General features: G+C 72.4%; 12 protein-coding genes and 1 tRNA gene. 4 read left to right on the forward strand and 9 right to left on the reverse strand.

The annotated features are described in order from the left end of the window. Positions 1-11: 11 nt before the first annotated feature. Positions 12-986: a D-2-hydroxyacid dehydrogenase gene (locus ACIOKD_RS26685; protein WP_402088888.1), complete on the reverse strand. Its 975-nt coding sequence runs from the start codon at positions 984-986 to the stop codon at positions 12-14. Positions 987-1,244: 258 nt separating this feature from the next. On the opposite strand from ACIOKD_RS26685, the gene ACIOKD_RS26690 reads away from it, so the two are divergent. The 3 genes from ACIOKD_RS26690 (at position 1,245) to ACIOKD_RS26700 (ending at position 4,091) form a co-directional block, all read left to right on the forward strand. Beyond that, complete coding sequence (locus ACIOKD_RS26690) at positions 1,245-2,066, forward strand: decarboxylase (RefSeq protein WP_402088891.1); 822 nt, start codon at positions 1,245-1,247, stop codon at positions 2,064-2,066. After that, on the forward strand, positions 2,063-2,794 hold the full coding sequence (locus ACIOKD_RS26695) for a decarboxylase (RefSeq protein WP_402088893.1): 732 nt from the start codon (positions 2,063-2,065) through the stop codon (positions 2,792-2,794). Before ACIOKD_RS26690 ends, ACIOKD_RS26695 begins: the two co-directional genes overlap by 4 nt. Before the next feature lie 172 nt (positions 2,795-2,966). Continuing rightward, complete coding sequence (locus ACIOKD_RS26700) at positions 2,967-4,091, forward strand: LLM class flavin-dependent oxidoreductase (RefSeq protein ID WP_402088895.1); 1,125 nt, start codon at positions 2,967-2,969, stop codon at positions 4,089-4,091. A 45-nt stretch (positions 4,092-4,136) separates the two neighbouring features. Here ACIOKD_RS26700 and ACIOKD_RS26705 read toward each other — a convergent pair whose 3' ends face one another. Further along, on the reverse strand, positions 4,137-6,221 hold the full coding sequence (locus tag ACIOKD_RS26705; RefSeq protein WP_402088898.1) for a putative bifunctional diguanylate cyclase/phosphodiesterase: 2,085 nt from the start codon (positions 6,219-6,221) through the stop codon (positions 4,137-4,139). A gap of 395 nt (positions 6,222-6,616) precedes the next feature. On the opposite strand from ACIOKD_RS26705, the gene ACIOKD_RS26710 reads away from it, so the two are divergent. Beyond that, the gene (locus ACIOKD_RS26710) at positions 6,617-7,987 is read left to right on the forward strand and encodes a M6 family metalloprotease domain-containing protein (RefSeq protein ID WP_402088901.1); all 1,371 of its coding nucleotides are present in this window, start codon (positions 6,617-6,619) and stop codon (positions 7,985-7,987) included. Positions 7,988-8,057: 70 nt separating this feature from the next. On the opposite strand, the gene ACIOKD_RS26715 is transcribed toward ACIOKD_RS26710, so the two are convergent. From ACIOKD_RS26715 to ACIOKD_RS26745, 7 genes are all read right to left on the reverse strand, one after another. Further along, positions 8,058-8,131: transfer RNA gene (locus ACIOKD_RS26715), tRNA-Lys, on the reverse strand. Then, on the reverse strand, positions 8,122-8,772 hold the full coding sequence (locus ACIOKD_RS26720) for a bifunctional DNA primase/polymerase (RefSeq protein ID WP_402088903.1): 651 nt from the start codon (positions 8,770-8,772) through the stop codon (positions 8,122-8,124). The genes ACIOKD_RS26715 and ACIOKD_RS26720 overlap by 10 nt, the downstream gene beginning before the upstream one ends. Before the next feature lie 254 nt (positions 8,773-9,026). Beyond that, complete coding sequence (locus ACIOKD_RS26725) at positions 9,027-9,392, reverse strand: hypothetical protein (RefSeq protein ID WP_402088905.1); 366 nt, start codon at positions 9,390-9,392, stop codon at positions 9,027-9,029. 384 nt (positions 9,393-9,776) lie between these two features. Next, complete coding sequence (locus tag ACIOKD_RS26730) at positions 9,777-11,111, reverse strand: AAA domain-containing protein (protein ID WP_402088908.1); 1,335 nt, start codon at positions 11,109-11,111, stop codon at positions 9,777-9,779. Further along, positions 11,108-12,733 carry a hypothetical protein gene (locus ACIOKD_RS26735; RefSeq protein WP_402088910.1) on the reverse strand — a complete coding sequence of 542 codons (1,626 nt, stop codon included), beginning with the start codon at positions 12,731-12,733 and terminating at the stop codon, positions 11,108-11,110. The genes ACIOKD_RS26730 and ACIOKD_RS26735 overlap by 4 nt, the downstream gene beginning before the upstream one ends. Next, positions 12,730-14,043 (reverse strand): hypothetical protein, encoded by a 1,314-nt coding sequence (locus tag ACIOKD_RS26740; protein WP_402089293.1) that lies wholly within the window; start codon positions 14,041-14,043, stop codon positions 12,730-12,732. Before ACIOKD_RS26740 ends, ACIOKD_RS26735 begins: the two co-directional genes overlap by 4 nt. Then, positions 13,967-14,962 carry a phosphatase PAP2 family protein gene (locus tag ACIOKD_RS26745; protein ID WP_402088913.1) on the reverse strand — a complete coding sequence of 332 codons (996 nt, stop codon included), beginning with the start codon at positions 14,960-14,962 and terminating at the stop codon, positions 13,967-13,969. Before ACIOKD_RS26745 ends, ACIOKD_RS26740 begins: the two co-directional genes overlap by 77 nt. Positions 14,963-15,137 lie beyond the last annotated feature (175 nt).

Here is a 15,137-nt window from a genome sequence, read left to right on the forward strand (position 1 = left end):
CCCGACGGGTGTCAGGGGCCGGGTACGTATCCGCGCCGCTTGTCGACGACGTTCGGCAGGGGTTCACCCGCCTCCCACAACTCGTACAACTCCACGAACTGCGTACCCAGTTCGTCCCGCCAGCCCACCGTGTCGCCGCTCATGTGCGGTGACACGATCAGACCGGGGACCTCCCACAACGGGCTGTCGGGGCCCAGCGGTTCGCGCTCGAAGACATCGAGCGCCGCCCCCGCGATCCACCGCTCCCGCAGGGCGCGGACAAGCGCGTCCTCCACGACGAGCTGCCCGCGGCCGACGTTCACGAAGCACGCCGACGGCTGCAGCAGAGCCAGCCGCCGCGCGTCGAACATCCCGTACGTCTCCTCGGTGAGCGGCGCCGCGGACACCACCCAGTCGGCCCGTGCCATCAGCCGGTCCAGCTCCTCGGGACCGTGCACGCCGTCGCGCGCGGTGCGCCCCACGAGCGCCGTCGTGATGCCGAGCGCCCCCAGAGTCCGCTCGATGGCCCGCCCGATCGGCCCGGAACCGACCACACACGCCCGTGTACCTGCGACGCGTCGCGATTCGCGGTGCCGCCACTCGCGCGCCCCCTGGAGTTCCAGAGTGCGCGGCAGATCCTTCGCCAGGGCGAGGACGAGCGCGGCCACGTACTCGGCGATCGGCTGGTCGAAGACACCGCGCGCGTTCGTCACCAGCGTCTCGGAGGCGGCCAGTTCGGGGCACATCAAGTGATCCACACCCGCGCTCGCCGTGTGCACCCAGCGCGGCCGCGGGCCCTCACCCGGCCAGGCCCGGAGCAGTGCGCGCGAGGCGAAGTCCCAGATCAGCAGCGCGTCAGCGGTGGGCAGCAGCGCGGCCAGTGTCCTGTCGTCCGCGTATGCGACGCGTACCCGCCCGGTCAGCCGGCCGAGCCGTGGCGGCGGCTCGGAGCCCAGCACCAGCAGCGTCGGCTTCTCAGCCGTGTTCGAGGGCGGGACAGCAGTCATCGGGGGGAAACCGTTTCGCAACGCGGGTCCGCTTTTCTGTATCCGGGGCACTGCTGCGGGACATCGGGCAAACCGTCTGAGATGTGCGGATTGACCACGCTCGCACCCGAACCTACCTTCGTCAACACGGGCTCTTCCGCCGGGTGTTTTTGGGAGTCCCGCCTGCTTCCTGTCCCGACGTCCCGGCCCAGCCGGCATGTGTCCCCCCGGCCCGCGGCCGGCCTCCACCACTCGCTCGATCCGAGTTTGGGGCTGCTCATGGACGTCTCCTTCCTTGGTGGACCTCCCCCACTGCCCGAAGGACGTGGGAAGGGCCCTCATCCGCAGAGGGGTGTCGGCGTCGTCGCTCCCTTCGACTTCGCCCTCGACCGCGAACTGTGGCGATGGGTGCCCGACGAGGTCTCGCTGCACCTCACCCGTACACCGTTCGTGCCCGTCGAGGTCAGCCTCGACCTGGCGCGCCTGGTCAGCGAGCACGAGACGCTCGGTGACGCGGTGCGCGCACTGAACGCCGTCCAGCCCGAGATCGTCGCCTACGCCTGCACGTCCGGCAGTTTCGTCGGCGGGATCGCCGGGGAGCGCGCCATGTGCGAGGCCATGACCCGGGCCGGCGAGCTGCCGTCCGTGACCACGTCCGGCGCCCTCCTGGAGGCCCTGGCGGAGCTGGGCGTACGCCGGCTCGCGCTCGTCACGCCGTACACCGTCTCCGTCACCCAGTCACTGGAGGAGTACGTCGCCGAGGCGGGCATCACCGTCACCGGGCGCGCCTACATGGGTCTGACCAGGCACATCTGGAAGGTCCCGTACCGCGATGTCGTCGACATGGCCCGTAGCGCGGTGTGCGGGGCGGCCGACGCGCTCTTCATCAGCTGCACCAACCTCCCGACGTACGACGTCATCCCGCAGCTGGAGGCCGAGCTGCGCATCCCGGTGATCTCGGCCAACCAGGTCACGATGTGGGCCGCACTGCGCCACCTGGGTACCCGGGCGGTAGGGCCGTACCAGGCGCTGATCGACGAGTCGGCGCGAGCGCGGCCCGTACCGCCCGCGCTACCGGAAGAACAGGAAGGTTGGGCATGACTGCTCTCGGATTCCTCTACCCGGGCCACTCGGCCGAGGACGACTACCCGCGTATCGAGCAGCTCCTCGGCAGCGACATCCGCCTCCAGGTCGTCCACACGGACATCGGCGAGGACGCCCACCGCGTGGACGCCCTCCTGGAGATGGGCTCGGCCGCCCGCCTCGCCGCCGGGGTCGAGGAGCTGCGGCTGTCCGGTGCCGAGGCGGTGGTCTGGGCCTGCACCAGCGGCAGCTTCGTGTACGGCTGGCAGGGCGCCCACGACCAGGTCCGCACCCTGGCTCTGGCGGCGGGGCTGCCTGCCTCCTCCACGTCCTTCGCGTTCGCCCACGCGGTGGGGGAACTGGGGGTGAAGCGGGTCGCGATCGGGGCGACGTATCCGGACGACGTGGCCGCGCTGTTCTCGTCGTTCCTGACGGACGGGGGCTTCGACGTCGTCTCGGTGCGCGGCTCCGGGATCATCACCGCGGCGGAGGTCGGGACCTGGGGGGAGGCGGAGGTGCTCGCGCTGGCCCGGGCGGCCGACCGTCCCGAGGCGGAGGCGGTGCTGCTGCCGGACACCGCGTTGCACACGGCGTCCTGCCTGCCCGCGCTGGAGGCGGCGCTGGGGAAGCCGGTCCTGACCGCCAACCAGGTCACGGTGTGGGAGGCCCTGCGGCTCGCCGACCGGCGGGTGAACGCGCCGGAACTGGGCGCACTCTTCACGAAGCAGCGCCCTGTGCAGGCGTAAGAAGCTTCCTCGCCCCCGCCGCCCCGTCTTCAGCCCGTCCGGCGTTCGAGGACCGGGGGTTCGGGGGCGGAGCCCCCGAGTACGTGACGGGAACGTAGGGGCGAGGGAATAAGCGGAGCCAACCTCCTGTTAGGCACACGCGGACATCGCGAGCAACAACAGGAGGCCCCCCGTGGCGGACCACACGTCCACCGAGACCAGCGAGACCGGCGACATCCGAGGCGAGGCGCGGGGCACCGCCCCCACCCCCCTCTCCGTCCTGGACCTGGTCACAGTCGGCGCAGGCCACACCGCGACCGAGTCCCTGCGGACCGCCGTCGAGCTGTCCCGCCTCGCGGAGACCCGCGGCTACCACCGCTACTGGGTGGCCGAGCACCACTCCATGCCGGGCGTCGCCTCCTCCTCACCGGCCGTGATCCTCGCCCACCTGGCCGCCCACACGAGCCGCATCCGCCTGGGCTCAGGCGGCGTGATGCTGCCGAACCACGCCCCCCTGATCATCGCGGAGCAGTTCGGCACGCTCGAAGCGATGGCTCCGGGCCGTATCGACCTCGGCCTCGGCCGGGCCCCGGGCACGGACGGCGCCACGGCCGCGGCCCTGCGCCGCTCGGACCGGCTGAACGAGGGCGCCGACGACTTCCCCCAGCAGCTCGCGGAACTGACCCGCTTCCTGGACGACGACTTCCCTGACGGCCACCCGTACGCCCGTATCCACGCGGTCCCGGGACCGATCCAGGCGACCTCGCCCGGCGGTGTCCAGTCCCCGCACCGGCCGCCCGTGTGGCTCCTCGGCTCGTCCGGCTTCAGCGCCCGCCTCGCCGGCACCCTCGGTCTGCCCTTCGCCTTCGCGCACCACTTCTCGGCGCAGAACACCGTCCCGGCGCTCGACCTCTACCGTGAGTCCTTCCGGCCGTCGGCCGTCCTCGACGAGCCCTACGCCCTCATCGGCGTCTCCGCCCTCGCGACGGACGACGAGAAGGAGGCCCGCCGGCAGGTCGAGGCCGCCGCGCTGAACATGGTCCGCCTGCGCACCGGCCGCCCCGGCCTGGTCCCCACCCCGGAGGAGGCGGAGGCGTACGACTTCAGCCCGATGGAGCGGGAGTTCGTCGACTCCTGGAACGCGAACGTCGTCCACGGCACCGCCGACGAGGTCCGCTCCGGCCTGGACGACCTGCAGAAGCGCACCGGCGCCGACGAGCTGATGCTCACCGCCAACGCCCACAGCGGCGCCGTACGCCTGCGCTCGTACGAACTGATCGCGGACGCGTACGGGCTGCCCACCCAGGACAGGTCCTAGTCCGTCCGCCCGCCCAGGACGTGTCCTGGGCCCCGGCCCGCGCCTCTACGGGCAGGCCGCCGCCGACAGGAGCGCGGAGATACGATCCGGCGCCACCGGCCGGGAGTACAGCCATCCCTGGCCGGTGTCGCAGCCGATGCGCCGCAGGCGGGCCGCCTGGCCCGCCGTCTCCACGCACTCGGCGGTGACGGTGAGGCCGAGCCGGTGCGCCAGCTGGATCATCGCCTCCACGACGACCTCGTCGGCGGGGTTGGGCGGCGCTTCCGCGCCGTCCGCGCCCTCGTGGTCCCCGCTCTCGTACTGGAAGCCCCGGACGAACGACCCGTCCAGCTTCAGCACCGAGACCGGCAGCCGGCTCAGGTAGGCGAGGTTCGAGTAACCCGTGCCGAAGTCGTCGATGGCGATACCCACGCCCATGTCGCTGAGCGCCTGAAGTGCTTGGAGGGGCCGGCCCGCGGAGCCCATCACCGCCGACTCGGTCAGCTCCAGCTGGAGCAGGTGCGGGGCGAGCCCGGTCTCCGCGAGGATCGCCGCCACGTCGGACACCAGGTCGGAGTCCCAGACCTGCCGCACCGCCACGTTCACGCTGACGAAGATCGGCTCCGCGTCCGGGTGCTCCAGCTGCCAGCGGCGGGCCTGCCGGCAGGCGGTGGCCAGCACCCAGCGGCCCAGCTGCACGATCGATCCGTCCTCCTCGGCCAGTCCGATGAACCGATTCGGCGTCAGTGTGCCGAACTGAGGATGGTTCCATCGCACCAGCGCCTCGACGCCGCGCACCACGCCGTCCTCCATGCAGACCAGCGGCTGGTACTCCAGGGTGAACTCCCCGCGCTCGACCGCGGGGCGCAGCGTGGAGGAGAGCGCCTGGCGGGTCATGCGGTGGGCGTTGCGCTCCGGGTCGAAGAGTGTCCAGCGGGCCTTGCCGTCGGCCTTCGCCCAGTACAGCGTGGTGTCGGCGGCCTGCATCAGCCCGGTCGCGGTGGTGCCGGCCGCGTGCCGCTCCACGACACCGATCGAGGCCGAGACCGACAGCCGCTGCCCGGACAGGTCGAAGGGCATCTGCAGGGACTTGAGCACGGAATCGGCCAGGTCCGCGAGCTGCTCCGTACCCGTCGAGTCCTCGACCAGCAGCGCGAACTCGTCGCCGCCGAGCCGGGCGACCAGCGGGGTGGCGGTTCTCGCGTACCCGGCCTCGTTCGCGCAGCGGGTCAGCCGTTCGGCGACGGCCGCCAGCAGCCGGTCGCCGACGCGGTGGCCGAGCGTGTCGTTGACCGCCTTGAATCCGTCCAGGTCCAGGTAGCACAGCCCGATCCGGCCGGTGCCTGACTCCTCGTACGCCTCGGCCTCCAGCGCGGCCGAGAGCCGCTCGAAGAACAGGGTGCGGTTGGGCAGCCGGGTCACCGGGTCGTGCATCTGCAGATGCCGCAGCCGGGCCTGGAGCTCCCGGCGGCCGCTGATGTCGGAGACCGAGATCAGCACAGCCCGTTCCTCCTCGGGCAGCGGACTGACCGTCACCTGCGCCCAGAGCGAGTGGCCGTCGGGGTGTTTGAGGCGTCGGGTGCAGCGCAGCCGGGCCTGCCGGCCGCGGAGCACCTCGCGGTACGCGTGCCAGGTACGGGCGTCGGTGGCGAGGTCCACCAGGTCGGCGGCGATCCGGCCGGTGAGGCCGTCCCCGTCGGCGCCCGTGCCGAGCAGCGCGGCCAGCGTGTCGTTGGCCGTGACGACCCGGCCCTCGCGGTCCACGACGGCCATCGCGAGGGGCGCGGCGGCGAAGGTGGCTCGAAACGTACGGCCTTCGACGCCCGTACCGTCCCCGGACCCGTCCTCCGTGTGCGTGGAAAGTCCGGCCGGGGCGGCGGCCGACAGCCTCGCCGGGAGTCCCGCGGCCAGGCCGACCGGGAACTTGGACGAGAGGCCGACCGGAAGTCCGGCCGACAGCTCGACCGGGGTGTCGATCAAGGGCTCTACCAGGGGCTCGACACGTCGAGCCCGCTCCTCATGAGCCTCATGAGCTTCATGAGGCTCATGAGAAAGGGTCCCGGCACGAAGAGAACTCGTGCCATGACTCTGTGTGACGGCCGACCGAACGAGGTCTGCCGTGGGCGCCGGCCCATCGGACGTTCCGCTCACCGTTCGCTCCCGCTGTGCACTCGTTCGTCGTACAGGTCTCGTCGGGGGTCGGCCGGTGGTGGACGGCCGCTCCAGCCGTGTCCGCGCAGGAAAGTGTGCCGATCATAGAGGCTGGCCGTTAGGCCTTCCAGCTACCGTCCAGTGTCCCGGAAGGGCACCCCTTTCTGACAGATCGTTTCTGCCCGCACCTGGACAGGTTCCTTCACCGGCCGATCACTTGTGACGTTCAGTGAGTGCTCGGGGTGTCGGCGCGTCCTGGCGCCCCCCTGGTGCTCCCCGATGCTCTCGGTCGGATGTCGGCCCCCTCACTCCTTTGGATCAGATAAACAGGGCATAGAAGAACAAATCGTCACAGGCTGGTTGCGGTATCCCGAATTCCGCATCCGGAGGTCGACGTGCCGCGTCTGCTCCCCCTCAAGGGGCTCACCCGTGGCGGGGTCCGGCCCCGTTGGCACGGGCGGGTGTGGACCGGTCACGGATGGCGCGCGCCCGCGGCCGTGTTCACCTCCATGGCGGCGCTCGCGGCCACCTCTCTGGCGGTCCCCACGGCCGCCGTGCCGCTCTCGATGCCGTGCGCGCTGAAACGGACCGCGGCCCACCACTCCGAGGGTGTGGACACCTGGAACGCCGCCTATCCGCGGCCCGCACGCCGCCTGGACGCGGTGATGGTGTTCCTCTCCTTCCCGGACGCCGCACCGCTGACCAGGCCCGCCGAACTGACGGCCGACTACTTCCCGGCCACCAGCCGATTCTTCGCACGGGCCTCGTACGGAAAGTTCCAGCTGCGCCCGCACCCGCTGCGGGAGTGGATCCGGATGCCGCGGCCGTCGACCGCGTACGCCATACAGCGCGACTGGAACGCGGCGTCGCGCTCCGCGTATCTGCGGGACGCCCTCGCGGCGGCGGACGGCCGGGTCGACTTCTCCCGCTACGACGTCGTCTACTTCGTCGCCGATCCCGACGCTCCGGGAGTCGACTCGGACGCGACGAAGGTGGTGAACATGGACGTGCCGTTGCGGGCCGACGGGACGGACATCCGCCGGGTCGTCACGGTGTTCGAGAAGCACCCGCCGGACCGGCTGGTCCTGGCCCACGAGACCGGCCACGTCTTCGACCTGCCCGACCTCTACCACCGGCCCGTCGACGGCAAGGGCGACTGGGACACGTACGTCGGCGACTGGGACCTCATGGGCAGCCAGTTCGGACTCGCTCCCGATCTCTTCGGCTGGCACAAATGGAAGCTCGGGTGGCTGGAACCACGTCAGGTCGCGTGTGTACGGGACGCGGGCGGGCGGGGTACGCGACTGACGCTGGAGCCGCTGGCAGCGGGGTCCGGGTTCGCCGCGGCGGGTGGCACCGCGGTGGGCGCGCCGGGGGACGAGCCGATGTCCGAGCCGGGGTGGGCGGGGTTGGGCACGGCGGGCGGGACGAAACTGGCGGTGGTGCGGACCGCACGGGACAGCGCCATCGCCTTCGAGGTGCGGGGACCGGCCGGCAACGACGAGGAGGCCTGTACACAGGGTGTACTCGTCTACCGCGTGCGCGGCGGGGCGGAGTCCGGCCGCGGGCCGATCGAGGTGGTCGACGCGCACCCCGGTACCGGAACCTGCTGGGAGGACTCGGTCTACGCCCCCCTCGCGGACGCGCCGGTCGGCCTCGGGGAGAGCTTCACCGTGCCCGGGGAGGACGTACGGGTCGAGGTGGCGGACCGGACGGCGTCGGGGGCGTGGACGGTGACGATCTCGACCGGACGGGAAGCCGACTGACGGGATGCCGACTGAGCGGTGCGGGCATGCGAGAAGCCCCCCGCTTCCGCGAGGGGCTTCCCACCGTCTGTGCGCCGCCAGGGACTCGAACCCCGGACCCGCTGATTAAGAGTCAGCTGCTCTAACCAACTGAGCTAGCGGCGCCTGCTGACGTCGTAGACCTTAGCATCCTGATCGGCGGGAGGAAAAATCGATATCGGCACCGTGGGGGAGGGCTCCGACAGCCGTCGGCGGGCCACCGACCGGGCCGCTCGTATGGCCGCCCACAGCATGATCTCCGGCCCCGGCAGCCAGGGTGCGCGGGTGTCGGGGGCGACCAGCCAGCGGGAGCCGAGGCGGGTGGCGGCGGTCGGCATCGGCGGGGCGAGGGGGGTCGGGGCGGGGACGGTCACCGCGTCACCGGTGCCGTGGCACAGCAGCGGCGGGATGGCCCGGCCCCGCTCCGAGGCGCCGCCCGATCCCCACTCCTCCCACTCCAGCAGCGAGGGCAGGCGCTGCGCCGTGCCGGGGGCGGCGAACAGGAGCATCCGGCCCCGGTGGGCGGCCACGGGACCCGAGCCCGGCCCCTCGGCCCACAGCCGGTCCAGCATGTGGCGGCCGAACAGGGCGGGGGCGTTGACGACGTCGAAGGCGGATCCGCAGGCGAGGACCACCGGAGCGGTGGGCCGGTCGTCCCAGAGGACGCGGGTACTGCGCGGGTACGTCCCTGCCGAGGCGAGCCAGGCCGCGCCCTCGGGGGTGACCCCGGTGACCTCGGGCCCGGCGTGGTTCCCATCGATGCTCATACCACCCAGGTCTACCCGGTGTGATCACCCAATTCCGCAGGGTTGCGAAATCCCAAGACAGAAGAGGAGCCGGTGGAGTATCTTGCCCACCTGGCATATGCCAGCCCCTTGAGGAGCGCGGGGAGCGGCGCGATCTTTTGCCTCTCAAGGGGCGCGGGGAACTGCGCAATCTTGTGGCCCTTCAGGGGCGCGGGGAACGGCGCGACCGGCCACATCGGACCTGCACCCGACGATCACCCCGCCGCTGATGGCGATCAGACCGGGTCCGCATACCCCTCCGCATCCGCCCCACGCAACAACTCCCGCCCGAACTCCACCATCTTCTTCGCGTAGTCCTCGGTCCACTCGGCCCGCGCAGCCACCTCCGCCGGGGTCAGCCGGTCGAACCGACGAGGGTCCGCGAGCTGCGCGGCAGCCATCGCCTGGAACTCGACGGCCCGATCGGTCGCCGCGCGGAACGCGAGCGCCAGCTCCGTGGAACGGGCCAGCAACGCCCGCGGATCGTCGATCGACTCCAGATCGAAGAAGTGCTCCGGATCGGTCGCCGCCTCCGCGGGCTCGAAGAGCAGCGGCGCGGGGCGAAGCCGCGGCTCGTTCCGACGCGGCGTGGGCTCCGCCATGACTTCTCCTCCTCGTACAGCGGTCGGCCCGTCCGTCTGGGCGGGCCACCGTCCATTGTCCCTTGACCGCGCAAGAGGGCCACCGGCCCTGACACACGCCCCCGGCCCCCGAACACGCTTACGCGCTCCCTTACGACTCCCACACCACCCGGTGTTCGAACAGACGCGAGAACACCACGTGGTTCGCCTCCCGGCAGTCCGGTGCGGGGTGCGTTCAAGGGCGCCAGAGCACCTTGTGTTCGGACCAGTGGTCCCAGGTGGACATCATTGCCTCCCAGCCGTCCGGGGCTGTGGCTATTGGCCGCCTCCGGTGGCGTGCCGGGCTCCGTCCGGCGGATGAGGGTGCGGCCGCCGGCGTCGGTGGGGCGAGCATCGGGGTGTCGGTCAAGGGCGCCAGAGCACCTTGTGTTCGGACCAGTGATCCCAGGTGGACATCATCGCCTCCCAGCCGTCCGGGAACTTGACCGTGACGCCCAGTTGCACCGGCTCCGTGGACGGGTGGTCGTCCAGGAGGTCGGTGACACCGGCGCGGCAGACGACGATGCAGGCATGCCGGTGGCGCGAGGCCAGGACGCACAGGCGGCCCGTCTCCAGATGGAAGGCCGTCGCGTCGGGGCGCCCCGACAGGGGGTGCAGGACGACGGTCACGTCGAACTCGCGGCCCTGCAGCCGGTTCGCCGTGTCGACCGTCACCTCCGGGACGCCCAGCTCGGCCAGCGCCGCTCGGACGGCCGCCGCCTGGTCGCGATGGGCCGTGCCGACGGCGATGCGGTCGGCCGTCAGCGGGGCCGCGTCGGGAGACCGCTCCGAGGTCGCGGCGCCGCCCCGGTCCAGCAGTCGGCGTACGACCAGGGCCAGCGCCCGGATCGCCTCCGGGTCCGTACGCGGGGTGTGCCGGGCAGGCAGCTCCAGCAGGCCCCAGCCCGACTCCGCCGCCTCGTCGATGACGCGGTCGGGGCCCGAACCGTCCGACGGCACCGCGAAAGCGAGCCGCCGGTCACCGTGGCCCGTACCGCTGCGGAACGGTGTGAAGGGGTAGAACGCGGCCGAGACCAGCGGCGCCGCGGAGGCGGGGAGCCGCCAGGAGACCGGCAGCCGGTGCTGCGGCAGCTCCGGATTGTGGGCGAGGAGGGTCGTCACGGCCGAGGCCGAGGGGTCGTACGACAGGCCCGCCCACTGCTCCGAACCGACGATCGCGAACGGGTCCAACTGGCCCGGGTCGCCCACGAACAGCGCCCGCTCGAACAGCCCGGCCACGGCGAGCAGCGCGTCCGAACGCATCTGGTACGCCTCGTCGACGATCGCGTGCCGCCACGGCTCGACCCCCTTGACGTGCGCCCACTTCGCGGCCGTCGAGATGACCACGTCCAGCCCGGCGAGGTCCCCCGCCTTCGCCGACTTGCGGACGTTCGGGAGGTCGTCGAGCGCCTTGTCGTACGGGTCGGAGTCGCTGCTGTGCAGCCGGCCGACGGGCAGCTCCGGGTTCTTCTCGGCGAGCCGCAGCACCAGGTCGTCCACCTGCGCGTTCGTCTGGGCGATGACCATCAGCGGGCGCCCGGCCTCGGCCAGTTCGAGCGCGGCCCGTACGACGAGGGTGGACTTGCCCGCGCCGGGCGGTGAGTCGACCACGACCCCGCGGTGCGCCCCGTGCAGGGTGTCGCGCAGGATCGCGCCGGTGGCGCGGGCGGCCTCGGCCCCCGGGTCGAACACGGTGGTCACAGAACGTCCTCCGGGGTCACGGCGTCGGGCGGCGGGGCGGCGTCGGTCTCTCCGGGCGGCCCGCCGTGCGTCCACGGCGTGTCCTCCGGCTCGGGCAGCTTCGCGCCGCCCCGCTGCTCGTGCTCGAAGAGCGTGAAGCAGAGCGGATCGCCCTTCTCCGGTACGGATCCGGGCTCGGGCTCCTTGCCGCGGCCCATCTTGTCCAGGATCCGCAGCACGACGAGGGTGCCGCCGGCCTCCCCGGTGGGGTCGTGGCCCTCGTCCCGCTCGTACCCCACGAACTCGGCCGACTGCGGCTTTCCGCCGAGCGAGCGGTAGACCTTCGCACGCTCGCCGAGCTGCGGCCGGTCGTCCGTCCGTACGGTCACCAGGGGGCGCGGGGCGGCCCGCTTCCCCTCGCTGTACGCCATCACGACATCGGTGACCTCACCCGCGAAGGCCTCGCCCCCGAGTCGGCGCCCGGCCATGACCAGCGGGTCGTCGAGGGCCTCCTGGGCCTCCAGCCGGGCCTGTTCGCGCTCGCGCGTGGCGAGTTTGTTCGCCGCCGTGACCGCGTCGTCGCGGCGCGGCTGCGGCGGCTCGCCGGCGAGGACCCGGTCCCGGTGACCGGTGAACGACCAGCGGTCGCGGGTCCAGCGGTCGGCGGCACGCGGGCCTTCGGGCAGCGCCCGCAGCAGGTCGAGGCCGTGCCACACCGCGTCCCAGGTGGGGCGGGTGCGGCCGGCCACCAGTTCGCGGATGTGCCGCTCGGCCGCGGTGACTTCACCGAGCCGGTCGTCCGCCTCGACACCGTCCTCGGCGGCGGCGAACGCCGTACGCGCGCGGTCGTAGCGTTCGATGGCGGGGGCGAGCAGCTTGTTGTCGAAGGCCGGGTCGGTGGCCGGTCCGGCGGGCGGGCAGACGAGCTGGCCCTGGGCGTCCCGCAGCAGCTCGGCCCGCAGCGCCGCCTCGGCGCCGGACTCACCCCGCGGCGGGTCGATCCAGGCGAGCAGCGCTCCGAGGTGCTGGTCCTCAAGGGAGGACTGGCCGGTGGCCCAGTGCCGGGACAGGACATCCGTGAGGGCCGCCAGGAGCGACGAACCAGGCACCCGCGCCCGCTCCCCGTAGTGCGTGAGCCACCGCCCTAGCAGCGGCACGCGCGGGGGCGCCGGATAGGGGGTCTCCGGGTCCTGCTCGGCGGTGCGCCTGAAGCGCATGGAACGCCCCAGCAGCCGTACGAGTTCGATGCCGGCCTGGCCCGGGACGATCAACTGCGGTGCGTCCGCGCACAGTTCGACCTCGACCTTGACCCGCTTGCCGGTCTCCGGGTCGGTCTCGTTGCGCTCGGCGGACTCGACGTCGTCCGCGTAGGCGTCGATGTACGGCAGGACGATGTCCGCGAGCTCGGCGAGGAACGCGAAGCGGAGGTCGCGGTCGCGGGGCTGCGCCACGACGAGGAGGCGTGGCGCGTCGCGGTCCGTGCCGACCAGTGCGCCGAGCGGGGCGCCGGCCTCTCCCGCGGTCGTGAGCGGGACGAGGACCAGGGGGTGGTCGGTGAGGTGGCGGTGGCGGACGGTGGTGAGGGGTTGGGCTCGGCCGGTGTTCACGGCCTCCAGCCTTGCGAGGGTGGTGATCAGGGTCATGCCGGCCCCGATCGCCCGGGTTGCGGCACGGCCCGCAGTGCGTCGGGTGCGGCGGCGCCGTGGCTGGGTGCGCCGTTCCCCGCGCCCCTGGAAGGGGGTGGGGGCTGAGGTTGGTCGTCGGGTGCGGCGCCGTCGTGGCTGGTCGCGCGGTTCCCCGCGCCCCTTGCGGGGCTTGGTGTGCCCAGTGCCTCCATGCGGAGCCTGGCCGCTCTGCGCAGGGTCTCGACCGTCGGGTCCGTGGGGTCGCCGGTGTGGCCGTGGGCCGCTGAGAGGACGTCGGTGACCGTGGTCAGGGCGCCGAGTTCCGCTCGTAGGGAGCGGCCCAGGGCGGTGACCGCGCCCTGGGCGCGGGAGCCGGCGCGGCAGTGGAAGGCCAGCTCGCAGGCGGCGAGGCAATCGGGGGCGTAGGTCGCCGGGACCGACTCCACCGCGGCCGTCAGTTCGGCGGCGGGGAGGTCGGGGGAGAAGCAGGTGCCCTCGGGGAGCGCGTCGGCGATGTCCTCGACACGGGTGAGGCGGTCCAATTGGCGGCGGGTCACCGAGTACTGCTTGCGGACGTCCACGGCCGACGCGGTCGGCAGGTTGGAGAAGTCCTTCGGGCAGACCAGCAGCACGGTGTGCCGGACCTCGGGCACGGGGTCGAGGTGGGCCGCGACCTGCTCCAGCGCCAGGACGTACACCGCGGACTGGCGGGCCGCCGCGCCCACCTTGGCCGCGTCCGCCGAACCGTCCAGCATCGGGAAGGACTTGATCTCGACGACCGTCCAGCCGCCGTCGGGGTGCACGACCACCGCGTCCGGCTCCAGGAAGGCGGGGGAGCCCGCCACCTCCAGGGCGAGCAGCGGGTGGTCGAGCAGCGTCCAGCCGCCCGCCGTGGTGGCCTCGCGCAGCGCCAGCGCCGTACGGGCCGTGCGCCCCTCGGGGCCGACGGCGCCGAGGTCGGGAACGGCGCCGCCCGCGGGCGGTTCGGCTCCCGCGTCCAGCTTCTCGTGCACGAGCCGCAGCAGCTCCGCGCCCCCGTCGGCCTTGACCCGCGCCTCGAAGGCGTTGCCCCGCATGAACGCGAACTGCGACTGCCCGAAGGCCGACGGCGAGCCGAGCGCGCTCGCCAGCACCGCCTTGTTCACGCCCGCGCCGTCGAGGATCGCGCGCCGGCGGCACCCCGGATTGGCCGCGAGCGCCGCGAGGGCGCGCGCGTCCAGCGGCTGCGGTGGGACGGCCGGGCCGCGCAGCTCAGCGAGCCGCTGCCGGAGTCTCGTCCCCCGCGTCGGCGGAACTGACTGCCGGTTCGGCTCCCGGCTCGGCGGCACCCGGGGTGGCTGGGACCTTGCGCTGTCGGGGAAGTCGCTCACCCGGCGAAGTCTGGCACCCTGCACTGACAATTGAGGAACCTGTGTCGTGCGAGGTGGCCGGGGGAGCGACCGGCGGACTACCCGGGGCGGGTGTGAAGGGACGGATCCCGAACCGCGTCCTGACCTTGTCCGCGAGCCGCAGCACCGGCCGGGTGAGCAGGAATCCGACGCCCATGACGGCGAAGCCCGCGACCGCGTCCAGGAAGTAGTGGTTGGCGGTGCCCATCACCACGATCGTCGTGATCAGCGGATACAGGACACCCGCGATCTTGGTGAGCCGCGTGCCGCCGTACATCCAGAGCATCACACCGCACCACAGGGCCCAGCCGCAGTGCAGGCTCGGCATCGCCGCGTACTGGTTCGTCATGCCGCCGAGTCCGCGCGGCGCGCTCGCCTCGCCGCCCCACCAGCCGTAGTCGCTGTACTGGGCCATCGTGTCGACGAACCCGTGGCTCGCCGACAGCAGCCGCGGCGGGCAGGTCGGCAGCAGGGTGAAACCGATCAGGCCCATGAACGTGGACGTCATCAGCCAGGTCCGGGCGGCCCGGTAGCGCACCGCGCGGGACCGGAACAGCCAGATCAGGACGGCGGGCGTCACCATGTAGTGCAGCGACGCGTACCAGAAGTCCGCCGGGATGCCGAGCCAGGGCTCACGGGTGAACAGGCGGTTCAGCGGGTGCTCGGCGTTCAGGAAGAAGAACTTCTCCACCCGCAGGATCGCCAGGCCGTGGTCGACGGCGTGGGTGACATCCCCGCGCGCGAGGAGCCGTCCCGCCGAGTACGCCCCGTACACCAGCAGGATCAAAGGCAGCTCGGTCCACCAGCGGAGGCGGATTCGTGGTGCCGCCTCGCTGACTGGTGCATCGGTCCGCAGCATCCGATTCCTCCCCCTCCTGCTCCCCCGCCCGCAGTGCCGCGGACCAATGTACGGTCTGTGCGCTTCCCCTGTGGGCGCGCCCCCGGTGCTCAAAGACGCTGAGATCGCCCACGGGGTTGCTTCTCGCGCACGTGCGCGATGATTGCGGTGATCCATCCCTCGTTCCTCCGCGGTT

This window comes from Streptomyces sp. NPDC087844 (assembly GCF_044742785.1).
GTDB lineage: Bacteria > Actinomycetota > Actinomycetes > Streptomycetales > Streptomycetaceae > Streptomyces.